Genomic DNA, 20738 nt, shown 5'->3' on the forward strand with positions numbered 1-20738 from the left:
GTTGTAGGTAAAGGCGCAAGGATGCGTAGCTAGATGGGCGTTGTAGGCGGGGGCTGTAGGAGAGGGGTGTTTTGGCGATGCAGGTGGGTTGTTTTACTCAATCCAGCGATACGAAATGATTTGAATCCAATCCGCCCGTTGCAGAGAATTGCCACCTTTACCCCAAAAGGATACGGGCGATGAAGTTCGAAGGGACTTTTCAATACATGGGCAATCACGGGATCGTCTTCAACGTCTCGCAGATCACCCTCACAGACAGCGAACGTGGGCGCCTGCGCGAGCTGCATTTTGGCGAAGCGAAAAGCGCCCACTATGAGGTCAACAGCAAGGTCGTCGAGGTGTACGACAAGATGCTGGCCAAAAACCTGCCGTGCGTGATGATGATCGGCATCTCCAAGCCGCTGACCCGGCAACAGGGCGACGCCCTCAACGCCCAGCGCACCACGATCGCCACCCTTGCAGCCGCGGCCTTCGCTTCCGCCGCCAAGGCCGTGGCCCCCTCTTACGTGGCGGCATCTGTAGGGATGGGTGTGCGCACGTATACCAATCAAATTCTACCCACCTACCATGCTGGCGACGTACTGGTCAGCATCGAGGCGCAGGTCAACGGCGGTATCGGCCCGCAACGCACCCTCTCGACATTGATCATCAAGGCCTGACCGGAGACGTACATGTCCGAAATTACTCAATTGGTCATTGCCTTGGTGGTGTCCTTTCTGCTTGATCGATTCCTCAAACCCTATCTGCTACGCAAGTGGCTAGGCGTGGTGTTGGTGGCGGCGGGTGCGGTTGGCTGCGTTTTGGCCGGTCAGACCCGCGTGTTGGGGTTTGACCTGGGGTTGCTGTCGGTTTTTGCCGTGGCGATAGGGATGGGGTTGTTCATGAAGCGGCGGCGGTTTGAGGAGGTTGGCTGAGCAGGAAAGGCGGGCGGATTTAATATCAGAAAATAATTCCGCCTCCTTAAGGAAACTGGGGACAGACCACGATTTTGCGCTCACCTGTAATCGGACCGTCTCATAATTGTGGTCTGTCTCCGTTTCTGCCCCAAGGATGCGTGGCTTGGTGGAGGGGTGTAGCCAGGGTCTGTAGGAGCGGGGTTTGCCGGCGATACGGGTGACGTGTTTTGGTCTGGAACCGAGTCGATATCATCGCGAGCAGGCTCGCTCCCACAGAGAGAGTGGAGGCAGGAAGACCTCGCCCTGAATCCAGCCACCGCGTTGTGCCAGGTTGATCGCATTTAGCCTTTCGGGTGGGGGGCTGCTGCGCAGCCCAGCGGGGATAAATCCCCTCGCCACAATGAATTCCCTCACCACAATGAATCGGCATGGCTTAACTGAACGGCATGCCGTTGGAAGTGCTATTTACGCTTGAGCATCTCCGGCAACTGCGCCACCAACTTCTGATTATTCAACGGCGCCCGAATAAACCCGCGTTGAGTACCGTCCGGCCCAATCACGGCGAGGTTGCCGCTGTGATCAACCGTGTAGTTGGGTTTGCTGGTATCCGCCGGAATGAACGGAATGCTCACCGCATTCGCCAGTTTCTGCAGGTCTTCAACCGATGAAGCGGTCAGGCCTTTGAACTGCGGATCGAAGTAACCCAGGTACTGCTTGAGTTGCTTGGGCGTGTCGCGGTTGGGGTCGACGCTCACCAATACGATCTGCAACTTATCCACAGCCTCGGGCGGCAGTTCGCTTTTGATCTGGCGCAGTTGGGCGAGGGTGGTCGGGCAGATGTCCGGGCAGAAGGTGTAGCCGAAGAACAGCAGGCTCCATTTGTCTTTCAAACCGTCCATCGCCACAGGTTGGCCGTCCTGGTCGGTCATTTTCACGTCCGGCAGGTTGCGGCTCTGGGGCAGCAGAATGATGCCGGCATCGATCAGCGCGGTCGGGTCGCCCTGGCCTTTGCCGGACAGCACTTTATTGATGGTCAGGCCGAGGATCAACGCGATCACGGCCACGAGAATGAAGACGGTTTTCTGGGTTCGAGTCATAGGCTCAACAGTAAGTAGTGATCTACAAGCAGGGCGATGAACAGCAGGAACAAGTAATAAATAGAGTACTTGAAGGTGTTGATCGCCGCGTGCGGCCGACTGCCACGGTACAACACCACGGCCCATTGCAGGAACCTGGCACCCAGTACCAGCGCGCAAATCAGGTACAGCATCCCGCTCATATGGATCACGAACGGCATCAGGCTCACTGCCAGCAGCACCAGGGTGTATAGCAGGATATGGATCTTGGTGTAGTGCTCGCCGTGGGTCACCGGCAGCATCGGGATATCCGCCTTGGCGTATTCCTCCTTGCGGTGAATCGCCAGGGCCCAGAAGTGCGGCGGGGTCCAGGCGAAGATGATCAGCACCAGCAACAGCGGTTCGGCGCTGACATGCCCGGTGGCCGCTACCCAGCCCAGCAGCGGCGGCGCCGCACCGGCGAGGCCGCCGATGACGATGTTCTGCGGTGTCGCCCGTTTCAGGAACCCGGTGTAGACCACCGCATAACCGAGCAAGGAGGCCAGGGTCAGCCAGGCTGTCAGCGGGTTGGTGAACGCCAGTAGCATGGCCTGGCCGGCCACGGCCAGTGCCAGGGCGAAGGTCAGGGCGGCGGCCGGCGAGATCCGTCCTTCGGCCAGTGGCCGTTTGTGGGTGCGGGCCATCACCGCATCGATGCGCCGGTCCACCACATGGTTGACCGCCGCGGCGCCGCCGGCACACAACGCGATGCCCAGGTTGCCGAACACCAACACCGTCCACGGCACGCCGGCGCGGGTGGCGAGGAACATGCCGACCAGCGAGGTGATCAGCATCAGCACCACCACTTTGGGCTTGGTCAGCTCCAGGTAATCGCGCCAGATCGCTTGGCTGTGGCGTTCACCGGTCAAGGTTGCCATGGCATCTCTCCTTTTATTGTTATGGGGCTGGGGCTGTGTTTATGCGGATTGAACCGCCAGCGCAGCGGGACTTGATGCTTGACCCGGACCAGGCTGGTGCGGGCGTGATAGTTGACCAGCACCAGGGTCAGCAGCAGCGCGGCGCCCCCGGCGTTGTGGGCGACGGCCACCGGCAACGGCAGATGGAACAGCACGTTGCTGATGCCCAGTGTGATCTGCGCCGCCAGTGCCGCCAGAACCAGGCCGGCTAGGCGGGTCATGCCGACGGTCTTCAATTGCCAGGCCAGCCCCAGCAGCACCACGGTCACCAGCAACGCGCCGATGCGGTGGGTCAGGTGGATGGCGGTGCGGGCGTCGCTGTCCAGTTGCCCGCCCAGGTAGTTGGGACCGATGTGCTGGGTCAGGTGGAAGCCGTTGGCGAAATCGGCCGGTGGCAGCCATTGGCCGTGGCAGGTGGGGAAATCGATGCAGGCCACGGCGGCGTAGTTGGAGCTGACCCAGCCGCCGAGGGCGATCTGGCCGATCACCAGCAGCAGCCCGGCCGTCGCCCAATGTTGCAGGCGCTTGGGCACGGTCAGCGCCGGCAATACGCCGGACAAGCGCAAGGTGAGTAGAAACAGCAGGCTCAACGTCGCGAACCCGCCCAACAGATGCCCGGTGACCACTTGCGGCCACAGCTTGAGGGTCACGGTCCACATGCCGAACGCCGCTTGCGCAAAGACCACGGCGAGCAGGAACAGTGGCAACTTCAATGGCAGGCCCGGGTGACGGCGGTTCATCCAGGCCCGGGCAGCCAGCACGGTAATCAACAGCCCCAAGGTCCCGGCAAAGTAGCGATGGACCATCTCGTTCCAGCCTTTGTGGGCTTCCACCGGGGCTTCGGGAAAATGCAGTTCGGCATGGGCCAGTTGGGCTTCGCTCTTGGGCACGCTGATAAAACCGTAGCAGCCGGGCCAGTCCGGGCAACCGAGGCCGGCGTGGGTCAGCCGGGTGTAGGCGCCCAGCAGGACGACGATCAGTGCCAGCAGCGTGGCGAACAGCGCGAGGCGAAATCCAGGTTTGGCCATGTCGATGCCCTCATCCGATGTTCGACAGTTTCAGCAAATGGCGCAGGTCGTTGAGCAAGTCCTTGCCCTTGACCCGGGCGTCGTAGCGCAGCACCAGGTTGCTGTGGGGATCGATGATCCACAGTTGGGCGCCGCCGGAGCCTTGGGCGCCTTTCTGATAGGCCGGCAGGTCCAGTGGGTAGCGTTGCAGTTGTGGGTATTCGCGCTGCAGTTGAGCGTCATAGTCCGCGTCCAGCGGTTGCGCCACCGCCAGGGCATGGCTGGCGCGGCCGGCTTCGCGGCCCAGGCCGATCTGGACCTGGCGGGCCAGGTACACCAGTTGCCGGCAATCCACCGAACATTCCTGCGGTGCGGTGACCAGGATCTGCCAGCGCTGCTCATCGGCCTGTACGCCGATCTCGGCTCGGGTCTGGCCGTTGCCGATCAGTTCGCCGTGGTAGCTGCGGCTTTCCGGCACCCAGAACTGGAATTTGTACATGCCGGTGGCCAGGATCATCGGGCCGATCACCCCGAGCACGATCAGCAGCAATTGCACGCGGCCCTTGCGACGGTTGGGCGCCTCAGACGTGTTGGTTGGATTCATGGTGCTTCCCATGGTGTCTCCCTGCGTTGTGCCATCCGAGATAAAGGAACAGGCCGAACAGTGCCGTCGCCATGGCGAACCACTGCACGGCGTAGCCGAGGTGTTTTTCCGGGCCCATGGCCACTACGGGCCAATCGGTCCGGTAGGCGCCGGGGCCGCTCTGTTGGCGTAATTCATAGTTGAAGCCGTTGCGGTCCAGTTCGGCCCAGAGCTTGTCCGGCTCGATGGCGGTGACCAGTCGTGGCCAGGGCGCGCCCGCCGGGTCTGCGTGGAGCTGGAACGTCGCACCGGGGGCGACATAGACCCAGGCTTGGAGGCTGACGGGTTGTTCCGGTGTGTTGAAGACCGGCGGGGTGCGGCGGTCAGGCCACGGCAGCCAGCCGCGATTGACCAGCAGCCACAGCCCGGTCCGGTGGTCGAGGAACGGTTGCAGCAACTCGACGCCGACCTTGCCGTCGTGCTGGCGGTTATCCAGCAGGATGCTGTGCTCGCCGTCGAACTGGCCCTGCAGCGTGACCGGGCGAAAGGCCGGATCGCTGGTGTGCGCAAGCTCGGTGCTGTCCATCGGCGGGGCCACGCGGCGCTCGGCATAATTTTCCATGAGCACACGCTTCTGTTCGCCCCGGCTCAATTGCCAGAACCCCAGGCACACCATCACGGGCACCAGAATGGCGACCACCAGCGACGGCACGATGCCCGGCCGGAAGTGTTTCATGGCGCCGTCCGAAAGCCGTCGAACGGGATAGCTATACTCACGTGCATCGCGTCCCCCCGGAGTGTCCCTAATGCTAAAAGCAGCCATCGTCCTGATGCTGATTGCCACGATTGCCAGCCTGTTCAGCGGCCTGTTTTTTCTGGTCAAGGACGACAGCGATTCCAATCGCCTGGTCATCGCCCTGGCGGTGCGGGTCAGCCTGGCCGCTGTCACCGTCGGCTTGATCGCCTGGGGTTTTTTCAGCGGCCAGTTGGTGTCTCACGCACCCTGGTAGTCGTGCCTCAGAGCACGTAGACGAAGACGAACAAGCCGATCCACACCACATCGACGAAGTGCCAGTACCAGCTCGCCGCCTCGAAGCCGAACTGGTGCTCGTTGTCGAAGTGCCCGCGCATGATCCGCATCAGCATGACGAACAGGATGATCGTGCCGATGGTGACGTGGGCGCCGTGGAACCCGGTGAGCATGAAGAACGTTGCGCCGTAGACACCGGAGCCCAGGGTCAGGCCCAGTTCCTTGTAGGCGTGGATGTATTCCTCGGCCTGGAAGCCCAGGAAGGCGCAACCCAGCAGCACCGTGATCGCCAGCCAGAGCTTCAGTGCGCCGCGATGGCCTTTTTTCAGGGCGTGGTGGGCGATGGTGACGGTGACGCTGGAACTGACCAGCAGCACGGTGTTGAGCAGCGGCAAGCCCCACGGGCTGATGACTTCCTTGGGCGCCGGGAAGAGTTTCGGATCGGGGTTGTTCAGCAACGGCCAGGCGAACTCGAAGCTCGGCCAGAGCATGTGCGACAGGCCTTTGGTGCCTTCGCCCGCCAGGCCAGGCGCCGAGATGTTGCGCACATAGAACAGCGCGCCGAAGAACGCGATGAAGAACATCACCTCGGAAAAGATGAACCAGCTCATGCCCCAGCGGAACGAGCGGTCGAGTTGTGCGCTGTACAGCCCGGCGCGGCTTTCCTTGACCACCGCGCCGAACCAGCCGAACAGCATGTAGGCCACCAGCAGGCCGCCAATGAAAAAGATCAGCGGGCCATGGGATTCCGGGCGCGCCGCCTTCAGGTCGTTGAACCAGGTCGCCAGGCCATACACCGTGACGAACATCCCGACCGTGGCGATGATCGGCCATTTGCTTTGGGCCGGGACGTAATAGTGTTCGTGAGTTGCCATTTATTGTTCTCCTTATCGGGCACGCTATCGGTCAGTGTTTAGAGCCACCGGTGGATGACGAGCGGTGATATCGAACAGCGTGTAGGACAGCGTCAGGTGCTTCACTTCCTTGGGCATGTCCCGGTCGACGATGAAGCGCATGGGCATTTCGATGCGTTCGCCGGGTTGCAGCACTTGCTGGGTAAAACAAAAGCATTCGGTCTTGTGGAAATACGCCGCCGCGTTGCTGGGCGAGATGCTCGGCACCGCCTGGGCACTCATCGGCCGGTCGGTGGGGTTGTGGGCGACGAACACCATCTCGTTCACCGCACCCGGCTTGACCACCAGTTGGTCGCCCTTGGGGTAGAAGTCCCAGACCATGTCCACCGCATTGGTCGACAGGAACTGCACGCGGACCTGGCGTGATTCATCGACGGTCTGCTCGCCTTCGTACTGCCCGCCGGTTTTGCCGTTGATGCCGAACGCCTTGCACATCACGTCGTAGATCGGCACCAGGGCAAAGCCGAAGACGAACATGGCCACCACCACTATCAGCAGGCGAGTGACCAGTTTCTTCAGCGAAATCGAGTCAGCCATGGTTTCCAGTCCCTACCGAGAACCCTGTGGGAGCGAGCCTGCTCGCGATAGCGGTGTATCTGACACACCGAGTCGCGCTTATCGCGAGCAGGCTCGCTCCCACAAAAGCTGCGGTGTTTCCCACAGAAGCTGCGGTGTTCATTTCACTTCCGGCGGCGTAGTGAAGGTGTGATACGGCGCCGGCGACGGCACGCTCCACTCCAACCCTTCGGCCCCATCCCACGGCTTGGCCGGTGCCGGTTCGCCGCCACGGATGGTCTTGATCACGATGAACAGGAAGAAGATCTGCGTGGTGCCGAACATGAACGCGCCGATGGACGAGACCATGTTGAAGTCGGCGAACTGCAGGTTGTAGTCGGGAATCCGCCGGGGCATGCCCGCCAGGCCGACGAAGTGCATCGGGAAGAACGCCATGTTCATCCCGATGAACGACAGCCAGAAGTGCAGCTTGCCGAGGGTTTCGTCGTACATGTGGCCGGTCCATTTCGGCAGCCAGTAGTAGGCCGAGGCGAAGATCCCGAAGATCGCGCCGGGCACCAGCACATAGTGGAAGTGCGCGACCACGAAGTAGGTGTCCTGGTACTGGAAGTCCGCCGGGGCGATGGCCAGCATCAGCCCGGAGAAACCGCCGATGGAGAACAGGATCACGAACGCCACGGCAAACAGCATCGGTGTCTCGAAGGTCAGCGAGCCCTGCCACATGGTGCTGGCCCAGTTGAACACCTTCACCCCGGTGGGCACGGCGATCAGCAGGGTGGCGTACATGAAGAACAGCTCGCCCACCAGCGGAATGCCGACCACGAACATGTGGTGCGCCCAGACGATGAACGACAGGAACGCAATGGCGGCCGTGGCGTAGACCATCGAGGTGTAGCCGAACAGCGGCTTGCGCGAGAAGGCCGGGATGATCGAGCTGACGGCACCGAAGGCCGGCAGGATCATGATGTACACCTCGGGGTGGCCGAAGAACCAGAACACGTGCTGGAACAGCACCGGGTCACCGCCGCCGGCGGCACTGAAGAAGCTGGTGCCGAAGTGGATGTCCATCAGCATCATCGTCACGCAGCCGGCCAGCACCGGCATCACCGCGATCAGCAGGAACGCAGTGATCAGCCAGGTCCAGACGAACAGCGGCATTTTCATCAAGGTCATGCCGGGGGCGCGCAGGTTGAGGATGGTGGCGATCACGTTGATCGCGCCCATGATCGAGCTGATGCCCATCAGGTGGATGGCGAAGATGAAGAACGTCACGCTTTCCGGCGCATAGGTGGTGGACAGCGGCGCGTAGAAGGTCCAGCCGAAGTTCGGCCCGCCGCCGGGTGTGAACAATGTCGACACCAGCAGCAGGAACGCCGCCGGCAACAGCCAGAAGCTGAAGTTGTTCATGCGCGGCAGGGCCATGTCCGGCGCGCCGATCATCAACGGGATCATCCAGTTGGCAAGGCCGACGAACGCCGGCATCACCGCGCCGAAGACCATCACCAGGCCATGCATGGTGGTCATCTGGTTGAAGAATTCCGGCTGCACGATCTGCAGGCCGGGCTGGAACAGTTCGGCGCGGATCACCATGGCGAACGAGCCGCCCAGCAGGAACATGGAGAAGGCGAACCACAGGTACAGCGTGCCGATATCCTTGTGGTTGGTGGTCAGCACCCAGCGCATCAGGCCCTTGGCGGGGCCATGGGCGTGGTCGGCGCCGGCATGACCGTGGTCATCGATCACAGCACTCATGTCCTGTCTCCTTCGAACGAGTGGGCTGGACGGCGCGGGGCGTTGAGCCCCGTCCGGTTGCGGGAACTAACGTCAGGCCGGCTCATTTGCTTTCCGCCTGTTTGAGTTCCAGCACTTCTTTGGGCGTAACCATGTCGCCCTTGTTGTTGCCCCAGGCGTTACGTTCATAGGTCACGACGGCGGCGATATCGACTTCCGACAGCTGCTTGCCGAACGCGGCCATGGCGGTGCCGGGCTTGCCGTGGAAGACAATGCTCAGGTGATCAGCCTTGGGTCCGGTGGCGATTTTCGAGCCCTTGAGCGCCGGGAACATCGGCGGCAGGCCCTGGCCTTCGGCCTGGTGACAGGCCACGCAGGTGGTGTGGTAAACCTTGTCGCCACGCTCAACAAGTTCTTCGCGCGTCCATTCCTTGCTGGTCAATTCTTTGAGCTGCGCGGCTTCGGCCTTGCGCTCGCCCAGCCATTTCTCGTAGTCGGGCTTGCTCTTGACCTCTACCACGATCGGCATGAAGCCATGGTCCTTGCCGCACAGCTCGGCGCATTGGCCGCGATACAGGCCGGGCTTGTCGACGCGGGTCCAGGCTTCGTTGACGAACCCGGGGATCGCATCGCGCTTGACCGCGAAGGCCGGCACCCACCAGGAGTGGATCACGTCGGCGGAGGTCACCAGGAAGCGCACCTTGGCATCGACCGGCAGCACCAGCGGCTTGTCGACCTCCAGCAGGTAATGCTCGCCCTTGGCGCTCTGGTTATGGATCTGTTCGGCGGGGGTGGCCAGGTTGCTGAAGAACTCGACGTCCTGGCCCAGGTACTTGTAGTGCCACTTCCATTGATAGCCGGTGATCTGGATATCGATGTCCGACTCGCTGGAGTCGTACATCTTGATCAGGGTGGCGGTGGCAGGAATCGCCATCAACACCAGGATCAGGAAGGGCACGATGGTCCAGAGGATTTCGACGCGGGTGTTTTCGTGGAAATGCGCGGCATTTTGGCCGGTTGAGCGGCGATGCATCATCATCGACCAGAACATGGCGCCGAAGACGATGATGCCGATGACTACACAGATCCAGAAGATGGTCATGTGCAAGTCGAACACTGCATTGCTGATCTGTGTCGCTCCAGGCGCCATATTCACAGTCCAGGCCGCTTGCGCCTGGCTGAAAATCGACCACAACAGGAGGCCCATCCATACGTGTGGATGTCGCGTCATTGCGGGTTCCCCTTATCGTTCTTGTTATCCCGTAGGCGTAAAGCCTGCGGCAAGGGATCGGCTATTCAGACTGCTTAATTGACTCGCCGCGCCTTGCTGCACATGCAATCGGGTGTCATCAGCTAACTCCATTCCAAACCGAGTATAGACAGCACCTGCAACCTCGCAACGCGATGGCGTAAATCGTTTGAAACACCCGGGGCTTGCGCTAGAGCCCACGAATGGAGAAGGATGCGAGCCTGAGTGATGGCAAACCGATATAACTGTGACGTAGCAAGGAAGAGACGGTTATGAAAAATAGGTCTTAGGAGTGTTTTTGCGCCAGCTAAGTTATGTCTTCCCTATTTCATTGCCTTTGTTTCCTGGAGTTGTCATGAACACCGCCGCATTGCGCGAGCAGATCCAAAAAGCCCAACAACACGAAGCCGAGACCGGCCAATTGACCCGCCAGCTGGAGGCCCAGTTACCGCATCTGCATGCCGCGATCCAATTGCCAGACATCGACGCGAAGGGCGTCATGACCCGTTTTGTCACCGCTTACATCGAGCAGGTGCCGGACTTGCTGGACGCCGCCAATGAGGTGGCCCGCGAAGCCGGTATCGAATCGCAGATCAAGCCCGTACTGAAGATCGCCGAACAGTTTTTCCTCCAGCCGCCCAAGGTAATGGAAGGTCACGTCGGCCTGGACGGCCTGTTGGATGAGGCCTACCTGGCGCATCGGTTGGTGGAGGAGGTCAACGATCTGTATATCAAGCATTTCAGCCAGCCGTTGATCCCGCTGGACATGACGGTCGCCAACCTGATCGCCCACCATTTGATCGGCGAACCGTTCGCCAACCAGTTGGATGAAGCCGTGCATCACGCCGTGGACGAAATGCTCGACGAAGACAGCTTTGCGCTGGAGTCGGTGGAAACTTACCGGGACAAGCTGGGCAGCCCGGACACCGGCGCTGCCTGGAAGCGCTGGCCGTGCCTGTCGCGCCAGCTGGGCGTTGGGCTGGAGCTGGATCAGCCAGCGGCCTGATCCACCAGGAAACCCCGTAACCCCTGTGGGAGCGAGCCTGCTCGCGATTGCATTGGATCAGTCGACATAGACGTTGAATGTCCAACTGCTATCGCGAGCAAGCTCGCTCCCACATTTTTTTGGAATGGCCGATCAAGGCCCGTCCGCCTTGATCTCCTGGTAGCGTCGCTCCAGTTCCTGACGAATCTGCCGACGTTGCTGGGCCTGTTCGTAGCGGCGTTTCGCTTCGCTGTTTTGCGGCTGCAATGGCGGTACGGGCGCGGGTTTACGCTGGTCATCCACCGCCACCATGGTGAAGAAGCAACTGTTGGTGTGGCGCACCGAGCGTTCGCGAATATTTTCGGTCACGACTTTGATGCCCACTTCCATCGACGTGTTGCCGGTGTAGTTCACCGAGGCCAGGAAGGTCACCAACTCGCCGACGTGAATCGGCTCACGAAAGATCACCTGGTCTACCGACAAGGTCACCACATAGCGCCCGGCGTAACGGCTGGCGCAGGCGTAGGCGACTTCGTCGAGGTATTTGAGCAGGGTGCCGCCATGGACATTGCCAGAGAAGTTGGCCATATCGGGGGTCATCAACACCGTCATCGACAGTTGGGCGTTTCCGGGTTCCATAACGTACTCACGGTTCAAGGCAGCAATTGTGGAGGTGCACCTCTGCGGGTGCTGGTGAGGGGCCTGTACACAGGTCACCCAGGTTTTAAAAACCACCGATATCGGGACGCTGCGGCTGTGGTTGCCGTCACGCGCCGATGGATCTGTTTCCATATATTGCACCGTCTTTTTGTCGGAAGTCGCGGTGTTACCCTTCAAAAGCCCATTGCGAGGGCAATTCCTACAGAGGAAACGGATTTCTCCAGCTCTGCAGTGAGTCATTTTGAACAGGGAGCCCCGACATGCATGCCATCAGCTTCATTCAGGACTTGGCGATCATCATGATGGCGGCGGGGTTGGTGACCGTACTCTTTCATCGTTTCAAACAGCCGGTGGTATTGGGCTACATCGTGGCCGGCTTCATCATTGGCCCGCATACGCCGCCGTTCGGCTTTATCCACGACGAAGACACGATCAAGACCCTGGCCGAACTCGGGGTGATCTTCCTGATGTTTTGCCTGGGCCTGGAATTCAGCCTGCGCAAACTGTTCAAGGTCGGGGCCACGGCCTTCATCGCGGCGTTCCTCGAAATCGTGCTGATGATCTGGATCGGCTATGAAATCGGTCGCTGGTTCGAGTGGAGCACCATGGACTCGCTGTTCCTCGGCGCGATCCTGGCCATTTCCTCCACCACCATCATCGTCAAGGCCCTCAACGACCTGAAGATGAAGAACGAGCGTTTCGCGCAGCTGATTTTCGGGGTGTTGATCGTCGAGGATATCCTGGGCATTGGCATCATCGCCTTGCTGTCGAGCATTGCCGTCAGCGGCACCGTGAGCTCCGGCGAGGTGTTTTCCACGGTCGGCAAGCTGTCGTTGTTCATGATCGTGGCGTTGGTCATCGGCATTCTGCTGGTGCCGAGGGTGCTGGCCTACGTGGCGAAGTTCGAAAGCAACGAAATGCTGCTGATCACCGTGCTGGGCCTGTGCTTCGGTTTCTGCCTGTTGGTGGTGAAGCTGGAATACAGCATGGTGCTCGGGGCGTTCCTGATCGGGGCGATCATGGCCGAGTCCCGGCAACTGCTGAAAATCGAGCGGCTGGTGGAGCCGGTGCGTGATCTGTTCAGCGCGATTTTCTTCGTCGCCATCGGGCTGATGCTCGATCCGGCGATATTGCTGCAGTACGCCTGGCCGATTGCGGTGATCACGGGCGCCGTGGTGCTCGGCAAGATGCTGTCCTGCGGCCTCGGTGCCTTTATCGCCGGCAACGACGGACGCACCTCGCTGCGAGTTGGGATGGGGCTTTCGCAGATCGGCGAATTCTCCTTCATCATTGCGTCATTGGGGATGACCCTGCAGGTCACCAGCGACTTCCTTTATCCGGTCGCGGTCGCCGTCTCGGTGTTGACCACACTGCTCACGCCTTACCTGATCCGGGCCGCCGACCCGCTGTCCGTCAGGCTGGCGACGGTTATGCCGCAACGGCTGACGCGGGTATTGGGGATGTATGGCGAATGGCTGCGCAGCATCCAGCCTCATGGCGAAGGAGCGATGGTGGCGTCGATGATCCGGCGGATCTTGCTGCAGGTCGGGGTCAACCTGGCGCTGGTCATCGCGATTTTTGTCTCGGGCGGTTATTTTGCCGAGCGGATGTCGGCTTACCTGCAAGCCTGGATCAGCGATCCGAGCTGGCAGAAGGCGTTGATCTGGGGCGGGGCGTTGCTGCTGTCGCTGCCGTTCCTGATCGCCGCCTACCGCAAGCTCAAGGCGCTGTCGATGTTGCTGGCGGAGATGGGCGTGAAGCCGGAGATGGCTGGCCGCCATACACAGCGGGTGCGTCGGGTGATCGCCGAAGTGATCCCGATTCTCTCGCTGCTGGTGATTTTCCTGTTATTGGCAGCCTTGTCGGCCAGCATTCTGCCGACCAACAAGTTACTGGTATTGATCGCCGTGGTGGCGACTGCCGTGGCGGCACTGCTCTGGCGCTGGTTCATCCGCCTGCATACGCGGATGCAGGTGGCCTTGCTTGAAACCCTGGACAATCACAAGGAATCGTCCGGGCATTGACCAGCGTCGGGGCTCAGCTTTCCAGCCAGACGTCCCGGGCCCAGTGCCAGACCGATTCCCAGGTTTCTTCGGCGATCAGTTCTTCTTCGGCTTGCCACAGCACCACAGTGCCGTCTTCTTCGACGCAGTAGTAATCGTCGCCGTCCTGGCAGATCGGGATCAGGCTGCGGTCGACACCGGCATCCCAGGCATTGGCGGCCACGTCTGGCAGGTAGGTGTGGGATTGTGGATCGGTGACGGTCACCGGTTCCAGGCTGCCATAGACAACATCGCTGACGGTCAGCAAAAACTCCCTGAAGACGAATGGGATATCGATGAACAGCTGTTCTTCGATCTCTACCAGCAGGTCTTCGTCGGGCAACTCCAGCGGGACCGGCACGGGCTCGTTGGCTTCACGCAATTGTTCGATGATTTCTTCCACGTCCGGGATCCTCTTTTCTCGATGGCGCGGTTCTACATGGAGCGGTTTATACAGTAGCTCGCTATAGATGCAACCGCGAAATGGAAAACCCCGGCCTGGGCCGGGGTTCTTTTATTTCAACATGCAAACCGCGCAAAGGTTCAACCGTTCTGGCGGATGCCGGCTACCAGCCAAGGCTGGTCGTCACCCTGGGCACGTTCCATGTTCCAGCTTTCGCTGAACGCTTCGCCCTTGTCGAAGCGAGAATCCTTCGACACACCGCTGAAGGTCAGGGTGGCGATGGTCTTGTCGGCGCGATCGTCGACACCGTCCAGTTGCACCTGGAGATTGTCGATGTAGGTGGACTGGAAGCCATCACCCAGCTCGGCCCGCTCGCGCTTGAGGAACTCCAGCAGTTGCGGGGTCACGAACTCGGCGATCTTGTCCATTTCGTTCGCGTCCCAGTGTTGCTGCAAGGACATGAAGTGGCTGCGCGCGGCTTCGATGAAGCGTTGCTCGTTGAACCAGGCCGGCGCGTTGATGACCGGACGGGCGGCCACAGGCGCTGCCGAGCCACCGAAGATCGAGCCGCTGGCAGGCTGCTGGTTGAACACTTCACGCTGCATCGGCGCGTGGCCGGCCGGAGCCAATTGCTCCTGCTGCTTGCGACGACGGGCGGCAATGAAGCGGAAGACCAGGAAGGCGATGACCGCCATGATCAGGATGTCGAAGATTTGCATGCCCTGGAAGCCGTCGCCCATGAACATGGAAGCGAGCAAGCCACCGGCGGCGATGCCGGCCAGGGGGCCGAGCCAGCGCGAAGCACCGCTGGCCTTGGTGGCTGCGCCCGCGGCACCGGCCGCGCCTGCGGTGGCGGCAGTGGACCCGGCGGCAGAGGACGGCGCCATCTGGCTGGTCTGGTGAGTCGGGGCTGCGCCCGAACTTTTACCACCGCCAAAACGCTTGGCGGCATTGGCGTCGATGGCCATCGTCAGGCCGATGCACAGCGCCATGGCGATGCTAAGAAAACGTTTCATATAAAGGCATTCCCATTTGTGGATAGCACGCGCGCCATGTTGCACAGCTGAACTGTTGCTGGCTAGCGACAGAGTGTTTCGGGCTTTTGCGTGACAGGTTAGGTTCAGCTTCGCCGCGCAAGAGGGCTTGTTCGCTTTGGGCTGTAGGAAAGGGGGACAAGTTCTATCGGAAAACTAGTATGGGTAGGGGAAGGTATCTGTGGGAGCAAGGCTTGCCCGCGATAGCGATCTATCTGACGCATCTATGTCGGATGCGCCACCGCCTCGCGGGCAAGCCTTGCTCCCACAAGCCTTGCTCCACAGGGTTTAGCAAATTTTTAGATCGCTTCCAACTTGGCATACCCCAGCATCAGCCACTTGCTGCCTTCGCTGAAGTTCACCTGCACCCGGGCCTGGGCCCCGGCACCTTCGAAGTTGAGGATCACGCCGTCGCCGAATACCGAATGCCGCACGGTCTGGCCAAGGCTGAAGCCGGTTTCCGGGATGTCGCTACCGCCGAACAGGCTGCTGGTGCTCTGTTGCTGGCCGCCACCGAACGGTCGGCTGACACTGTTGGACAGCCGCACTTCCTGAATCAGGCCCTTCGGTACTTCACGTACGAAGCGCGACACCTTGTTGTAGGTCTCGCTGCCATACAAGCGTCGGGTTTCGGCGTAGGTCAGTACCAGGTTCTGCATGGCGCGGGTGATACCGACATAGGCCAGGCGCCGTTCTTCCTCCAGGCGTCCCGGTTCTTCCAGGCTCATCTTGTGGGGGAACAGGCCTTCTTCCATGCCTACGAGGAATACGTAGGGGAACTCCAGGCCCTTGGCGCTGTGCAGCGTCATCAGTTGGATGCTGTCTTCATGCTCGTCGGCCTGGGTGTCGCCGGCCTCCAGGGAGGCATGGCCCAGGAAGGCCGACAGCGGTGACAGGTCTGCGTCTTCTTCAGTGTTTTCGAAGTTGCGCGCGGCGCTGACCAGTTCCTCGAGGTTTTCCACCCGGGCCTGGCCTTTCTCGCCCTTTTCCGCTTCGTGGTAGGCGATCAGGCCGGATTGCTCGATGACGGTCTGGGTCATCAAGTGCAGCGGCATCTCCCCACACTTGGCGGCCAGGTCCTCGATCAGGTCCATGAACGCCTTCAGAGCACCGGCGGCGCGACCGGTCACGCCTTTGTTGGCGACCAGCTGACGCATGCCTTCCCACATGGAGACGTGGCTGTGGCGGGCGTGATCACGAATGGCTTCGACGGTTTTCTCGCCAATGCCCCGCGTCGGCACGTTGATCACCCGCTCCAGGGCCGCGTCGTTGCCGCGACCTTCGATCAGGCGCAGGTAGGCCATGGCGTTCTTGATTTCGGCGCGCTCGAAGAAACGCTGGCCGCCGTAGATGCGGTACGGGATCCGTTCGCGCAGCAACGCCTCTTCCAATACCCGCGACTGGGCGTTGGAGCGGTACAGGATGGCGATGTCGCTGCGGGCCAGGCCGGTTTTCAGCGCGCTTTCGATGGTTTCCACCACGTAGCGGGCTTCATCGTGTTCGTTGAAGGCGGCGTAGAGGTTGATCGCTTCGCCTTCGCCGCCATCGGTCCACAATTCCTTGCCCAGGCGCCCGGTGTTGTTGGCGATCAGGGCGTTGGCGGCCTTGAGGATGCCGGCGGTGGAGCGGTAGTTCTGTTCCAGGCGGATGACTTCGGCGTCGGGGAAGTCCGCCGAATACTGGTGAATGTTCTCGATCTTGGCACCGCGCCAGCCGTAGATCGACTGGTCGTCGTCACCCACCACCATCAGGCTGTCGCCACCCTTGGCGAGCAGGCGCAACCAGGCGTATTGCACGGCGTTGGTGTCCTGGAACTCGTCCACCAATACATGCCGGAAGCGCTTTTGATAGTGGGCCAGCAGGCCTGGGTGGTCGCGCCACAGGTCCAGGGCCCGGAGCAGCAGCTCGGAGAAGTCGATGACCCCGGCGCGTTGGCACGCCGCCTCGTAGGCTTCATAGATGCTACGCATGGTCGCCAGGAACAGGTCGCCGCTGGCCTGGATGTGCTGCGGGCGCAGGCCTTCGTCTTTCTGGCCATTGATGAACCATTGCGCCTGGCGGGCCGGCCAGCGTTGCTCGTCCAGGCCCAGCTCGCGGATCACCCGCTTGACCAGGCGTTGCTGGTCGTCGCTGTCCAGGATCTGGAAGGTCTGGCTCAGCCCGGCTTCCTGCCAGTGCGCCCGCAACAAGCGATGCGCCAGGCCGTGGAACGTGCCGACCCACATGCCGGCGGGGTTGATGCCCATCAGTTGCTCGATGCGATGGCGCATCTCGGCCGCGGCCTTGTTGGTGAATGTCACCGACAGGATCGAATGGGGCGAGGCGTTCTCGACCTGGATCAACCAGGCGATACGGTGCACCAGCACTCGGGTTTTACCGGAGCCAGCACCGGCCAGGACCAACTGACGACCCACGGAGGCTGCTACGGCCTGGCGTTGGGCATCGTTGAGGGAGTTCAGCAGAAGGGAGAGATCATCGCGCATCGGGGCATTCTAGGGTGCGGCGTCACCCCGGGCAAACCGAGCTTTGCATCAGCCGATAAAAGACCGGTTGTGGATGACCGGTGGGTCACAGGCTACAGCCATTGGCGGGGCTCGCTCGAGAGCGTCGCCACCCAATGAAACAGCGACTTTTTTCAGCGTTTTTATGAGCTGGGGCAGTGTGGGATGGCCCATGGCTTGTGTATGCTCGGTGCTCGCTTCGGGTTCTCCACGCTCCACTGAATAAGAACAAGAACAGTGCCAATGACCCTCAATTCCGATCCGGCGGGCCCCAGTGTGGAACCGCGGGTCATCTATAAGCAGTACGCCATGGAGATGGCGGTCGAGCGCACACGTCTGCTGTATCAAGGCTCACTGCTGCCTACGCTGTTCATGTTGCTCAACGGTCTGGTCTGCGCTGCGCTGTTATGGGAGCCGCGGCGCTATTTCCTGGTCAGCGTCTGGCTCGTCTGGTTGTTGTCACTGGTGGCGTTGCGGGTGATCCAGGTGGCGGCTTTCGATTCGGCCATGCCAAGCCGCCAGGCGCACCCGATCTGGCTGCGTATGTTTTTGCTGGGTTCGGCGATGACCGGCCTGACGTTGGCCGGGGCTGGCATCGCGCTGGTCCCGGCCGACAGCTTCCAGCAGCAGGCCTGGGTGTTCGGCCTGATTGGCGCGGCCGCCCTGTCGGCCAGCGTGGCCTACGCGGTGAGTCTGCCTGCGTTCCTGTCCTTTACCTTGCCCTGCCTGTTGCCGGCCATCGGCTATCTCTTCTGGGGGGGCGATGAGCAGCAACGCGGGTGGGGCTGGCTTGGGCTGATTGTGCTGGTCTCGCTGAGCGTGGTGGCCTGGCAAGTCAACCGGTTGATCAAAAGCGGCATGCTGCGCCGTTTCCAGAACCAGGCGCTGATCGAGCACTTGCAGCAGACGCAGGCCCGGAGCGTAGAGCTCAACACCGCGCTGGCCCGGGAGGTCGAGCAACGTCGTTGTGCCGAGGAGCAACTGCGGGCGGCCCAGGTTGGCCTGGAGGCGCGGGTAGCGCAGCGCAGTCTTGAACTGGAGGTCGCCAGCCAGGCCCTGCGCAAGAGCGAGGCGCGTCTGGCCCTGGCTCTGAAGGCCAGTGAGTTGGGGTTGTGGGATTGGAATCTGCAGACTGATGAAGTCCACCACACTCAGCTCAAGGAACTGTTCGGCCTGGAGCCCGAATACGTCACGGCGATGCTCAGCCATCTCACCCCGCGGCTGCACCCCCAAGACCTGCCGGCGCTCAAGCGAGCCCTGGTCGAACACCTCAAGGGCCGCAGCGAGGATTACCAGATCGAATACCGCGTGCGTCACGGCGATGGTCACTGGGTCTGGATCGAAGACCGTGGCCGGGCGGTGGAGCGTAGCGAGAGCGGACGGGTGCTGCGTATGGTCGGCACCCGGCGCGACATCAGCGCCAGCAAGGAGCTCGAGCAGCAACGGCAACTGGCGGCCACGGTGTTCGAGGCCGCCAGCGAAGGTATCGTGATTTTCGACCCCAACTACGTACTACTCGCTGCCAACCAGGCGTTCACCCGGGTCACCGGTTTCGATATCGATGACATGCTCGGGCGCAATGTAGTTGAGCTGCCGTGCAGCCGCGACGCGCGCCGGCACTACCCCGTCATTCGCCAATCGCTCAAGCAGCACGGCACCTGGCAGGGTGAGCTGGTAGAGGCGCGAGCCAACGGCGAACTGTACCCGCAATGGCTGCAACTGAATGTCGTGCGCAATGCTCGGGGAAATGTCAGTCATATCGTAGGCTTCTTCGCCGATCTTTCGGCGCGACGCGAATCCGAAGAGCGAATGCGCTACCTGACCCATTACGACGAATTGACCGGGCTGGCCAATCGCTCGCTGTTTCGTGAGCGCCTGCACGAGGCCCATCAGCGTGTGCGCCAGGGTGGACGGCGCAGCCTGGCGCTGCTGCATATCAACCTGGACCGTTTCAAATTGCTCAACGACAGCCTTGGTCATGACATCGCCGACCAGTTGTTGCAGAAAATGGCCCGACGCCTGATCAATGCACTGCCCGAGGCGGATACCATCGCCCGGCTGTCCGGCGATGAGTTTGCGGTGTTGTTCGATGCCTATGGCAACCTTTCAAGCCTGGCGCGGGTGGCGACCCGACTGGCCGCCAAGTTGCGAGTGCCGCTGACCATCGAAGGCCATGAACTGGTGCTCAGTGCCTCCATCGGCATCAGCCTGTTGCCTGACAATACGCGGGAAGTTGCCACGCTGGTCAGCCAGGCGAACATGGCCATGCAGCATGCCAAGCATCTGGGGGGCAACAACTTCCAGTTCTACACCGACAGCCTCCAGGCCAGCACGCTGGAGCGCCTGCAACTGGAAAATCAACTGCGCAAGGCCTTGGAAGAGCGGCAGCTGAAGGTCTTTTATCAACCAAAACTGTGCCTGGCGACCGGTCGCCTGAACGCCGCCGAGGCGCTGGTGCGTTGGGATCACCCGGTCATGGGCCGGGTGCCTCCGGGGGATTTCATCGGCCTGGCCGAAGAAACCGGGTTGATCGGGCCGATTGGCGAATTCGTGTTGCGCCAGGCTTGTTGGCAGGCATGCGAATGGCAGCGCCAGGGGCTCGCGCCGATCAGGGTGTCAGTCAATCTGTCGGTGCATCAATTGCGCCAGGGCAAGCTGGTCAGCCTGGTGCGGCAAGTGCTGGAAGAAACCGGCCTGGAACCCCAATACCTGGAGTTGGAGCTGACCGAAAGCCAGTTGCTCGACAGCGTCGAGCACATCATCGCCACGTTCCAGCAATTGCGTGACCTTGGGGTCAAGCTGGCGATCGACGATTTTGGCACCGGTTACTCATCCCTGAGTTACCTCAAGCGTATCCCGGTGGATTACGTGAAGATCGACCAGGCATTCATTCGTGGGTTGGGCGAGGGCAGCGTGGACACGGCCATTACCCGGGCAATCATTGCAATGGCCCATGGGTTGTCGCTCAAGGTAGTGGCCGAAGGCGTTGAGCGGCAGGAGCAGCTCGAGTTCCTCAGGAACGAACGTTGCGATGAGGTTCAAGGGTATCTGATCAGCCGGCCGGTGGAGGCTGAAGGGTTGGCTGGGTTGTTGCGGGCGCAACACCTGGTTGAATGAGCCTGAACCACGACGATAACTTCCCGTCAGGCAACGAA

At 61.2% G+C, this 20738-nt stretch carries 19 protein-coding genes; 6 read left to right on the forward strand and 13 right to left on the reverse strand.

From position 1 onward, the window contains the following. Window positions 1–179: 179 nt before the first annotated feature. Together PBDP_RS00415 and PBDP_RS00420 are read left to right on the forward strand one after the other, a co-directional pair. On the forward strand, window positions 180–659 hold the full coding sequence (locus PBDP_RS00415) for a hypothetical protein (RefSeq protein WP_212801680.1): 480 nt from the start codon (window positions 180–182) through the stop codon (window positions 657–659). 12 nt (window positions 660–671) lie between these two features. Next, window positions 672–914 carry a hypothetical protein gene (locus PBDP_RS00420; RefSeq protein WP_109752903.1) on the forward strand — a complete coding sequence of 81 codons (243 nt, stop codon included), beginning with the start codon at window positions 672–674 and terminating at the stop codon, window positions 912–914. A 443-nt stretch (window positions 915–1357) separates the two neighbouring features. On the opposite strand, the gene PBDP_RS00425 is transcribed toward PBDP_RS00420, so the two are convergent. From PBDP_RS00425 to PBDP_RS00445, 5 genes are read right to left on the reverse strand one after another with little or no spacing between them, the layout of a single operon-like run. Next, a complete protein-coding gene (locus PBDP_RS00425; protein WP_109752904.1) occupies window positions 1358–1993 on the reverse strand; it encodes an SCO family protein in 636 nt (211 codons plus the stop codon). Next, window positions 1990–2889 carry a heme o synthase gene (cyoE, locus tag PBDP_RS00430; RefSeq protein ID WP_109752905.1) on the reverse strand — a complete coding sequence of 300 codons (900 nt, stop codon included), beginning with the start codon at window positions 2887–2889 and terminating at the stop codon, window positions 1990–1992. Before cyoE ends, PBDP_RS00425 begins: the two co-directional genes overlap by 4 nt. Then, window positions 2877–3956 carry a COX15/CtaA family protein gene (locus PBDP_RS00435; RefSeq protein ID WP_212801681.1) on the reverse strand — a complete coding sequence of 360 codons (1080 nt, stop codon included), beginning with the start codon at window positions 3954–3956 and terminating at the stop codon, window positions 2877–2879. The genes cyoE and PBDP_RS00435 overlap by 13 nt, the downstream gene beginning before the upstream one ends. A gap of 10 nt (window positions 3957–3966) precedes the next feature. After that, window positions 3967–4551 (reverse strand): PA_0111/PP_0108 family redox-active disulfide protein, encoded by a 585-nt coding sequence (locus PBDP_RS00440; RefSeq protein WP_163855931.1) that lies wholly within the window; start codon window positions 4549–4551, stop codon window positions 3967–3969. Then, window positions 4517–5254, reverse strand: a complete 738-nt coding sequence (locus PBDP_RS00445; protein WP_212801682.1) for an SURF1 family protein — start codon at window positions 5252–5254, stop codon at window positions 4517–4519. The genes PBDP_RS00440 and PBDP_RS00445 overlap by 35 nt, the downstream gene beginning before the upstream one ends. Window positions 5255–5324: 70 nt before the next feature. On the opposite strand from PBDP_RS00445, the gene PBDP_RS00450 reads away from it, so the two are divergent. Then, a complete protein-coding gene (locus PBDP_RS00450) occupies window positions 5325–5528 on the forward strand; it encodes a twin transmembrane helix small protein (protein WP_109752909.1) in 204 nt (67 codons plus the stop codon). A 7-nt stretch (window positions 5529–5535) separates the two neighbouring features. Here PBDP_RS00450 and PBDP_RS00455 read toward each other — a convergent pair whose 3' ends face one another. The 4 genes from PBDP_RS00455 to coxB form a co-directional block, all read right to left on the reverse strand. After that, on the reverse strand, window positions 5536–6423 hold the full coding sequence (locus PBDP_RS00455) for a cytochrome c oxidase subunit 3 (RefSeq protein ID WP_109752910.1): 888 nt from the start codon (window positions 6421–6423) through the stop codon (window positions 5536–5538). 24 nt (window positions 6424–6447) lie between these two features. Beyond that, window positions 6448–6999: a cytochrome c oxidase assembly protein gene (locus PBDP_RS00460; protein ID WP_212801683.1), complete on the reverse strand. Its 552-nt coding sequence runs from the start codon at window positions 6997–6999 to the stop codon at window positions 6448–6450. Window positions 7000–7137: 138 nt separating this feature from the next. Further along, complete coding sequence (gene ctaD / locus PBDP_RS00465; protein WP_109752912.1) at window positions 7138–8730, reverse strand: cytochrome c oxidase subunit I; 1593 nt, start codon at window positions 8728–8730, stop codon at window positions 7138–7140. A gap of 82 nt (window positions 8731–8812) precedes the next feature. Then, on the reverse strand, window positions 8813–9940 hold the full coding sequence (gene coxB / locus PBDP_RS00470; protein ID WP_109752913.1) for a cytochrome c oxidase subunit II: 1128 nt from the start codon (window positions 9938–9940) through the stop codon (window positions 8813–8815). A gap of 373 nt (window positions 9941–10313) precedes the next feature. Here coxB and PBDP_RS00475 point away from each other — a divergent pair, with 373 nt between their 5' ends. Beyond that, window positions 10314–10964: a hypothetical protein gene (locus PBDP_RS00475; RefSeq protein ID WP_109752914.1), complete on the forward strand. Its 651-nt coding sequence runs from the start codon at window positions 10314–10316 to the stop codon at window positions 10962–10964. A gap of 132 nt (window positions 10965–11096) precedes the next feature. On the opposite strand, the gene PBDP_RS00480 is transcribed toward PBDP_RS00475, so the two are convergent. Beyond that, the gene (locus PBDP_RS00480) at window positions 11097–11582 is read right to left on the reverse strand and encodes an acyl-CoA thioesterase (RefSeq protein ID WP_109752915.1); all 486 of its coding nucleotides are present in this window, start codon (window positions 11580–11582) and stop codon (window positions 11097–11099) included. Between the two features lie 281 nt (window positions 11583–11863). On the opposite strand from PBDP_RS00480, the gene PBDP_RS00485 reads away from it, so the two are divergent. Next, window positions 11864–13627, forward strand: a complete 1764-nt coding sequence (locus PBDP_RS00485) for a cation:proton antiporter (protein WP_109752916.1) — start codon at window positions 11864–11866, stop codon at window positions 13625–13627. Window positions 13628–13640: 13 nt separating this feature from the next. Here the strand turns inward: PBDP_RS00485 and PBDP_RS00490 are convergent, their stop codons facing one another. The 3 genes from PBDP_RS00490 to uvrD form a co-directional block, all read right to left on the reverse strand. Further along, on the reverse strand, window positions 13641–14048 hold the full coding sequence (locus tag PBDP_RS00490) for an SMI1/KNR4 family protein (RefSeq protein WP_003187120.1): 408 nt from the start codon (window positions 14046–14048) through the stop codon (window positions 13641–13643). A gap of 140 nt (window positions 14049–14188) precedes the next feature. Next, window positions 14189–15064, reverse strand: a complete 876-nt coding sequence (locus tag PBDP_RS00495; protein ID WP_109752917.1) for a Tim44 domain-containing protein — start codon at window positions 15062–15064, stop codon at window positions 14189–14191. Between the two features lie 317 nt (window positions 15065–15381). After that, on the reverse strand, window positions 15382–17565 hold the full coding sequence (gene uvrD, locus PBDP_RS00500; protein WP_109752918.1) for a DNA helicase II: 2184 nt from the start codon (window positions 17563–17565) through the stop codon (window positions 15382–15384). Between the two features lie 261 nt (window positions 17566–17826). Here uvrD and PBDP_RS00505 point away from each other — a divergent pair, with 261 nt between their 5' ends. Continuing rightward, window positions 17827–20700 carry an EAL domain-containing protein gene (locus tag PBDP_RS00505; RefSeq protein ID WP_109752919.1) on the forward strand — a complete coding sequence of 958 codons (2874 nt, stop codon included), beginning with the start codon at window positions 17827–17829 and terminating at the stop codon, window positions 20698–20700. Window positions 20701–20738 lie beyond the last annotated feature (38 nt).

The organism is Pseudomonas sp. St290 (assembly GCF_018325805.1).
Lineage (GTDB): Bacteria > Pseudomonadota > Gammaproteobacteria > Pseudomonadales > Pseudomonadaceae > Aquipseudomonas > Aquipseudomonas bijieensis.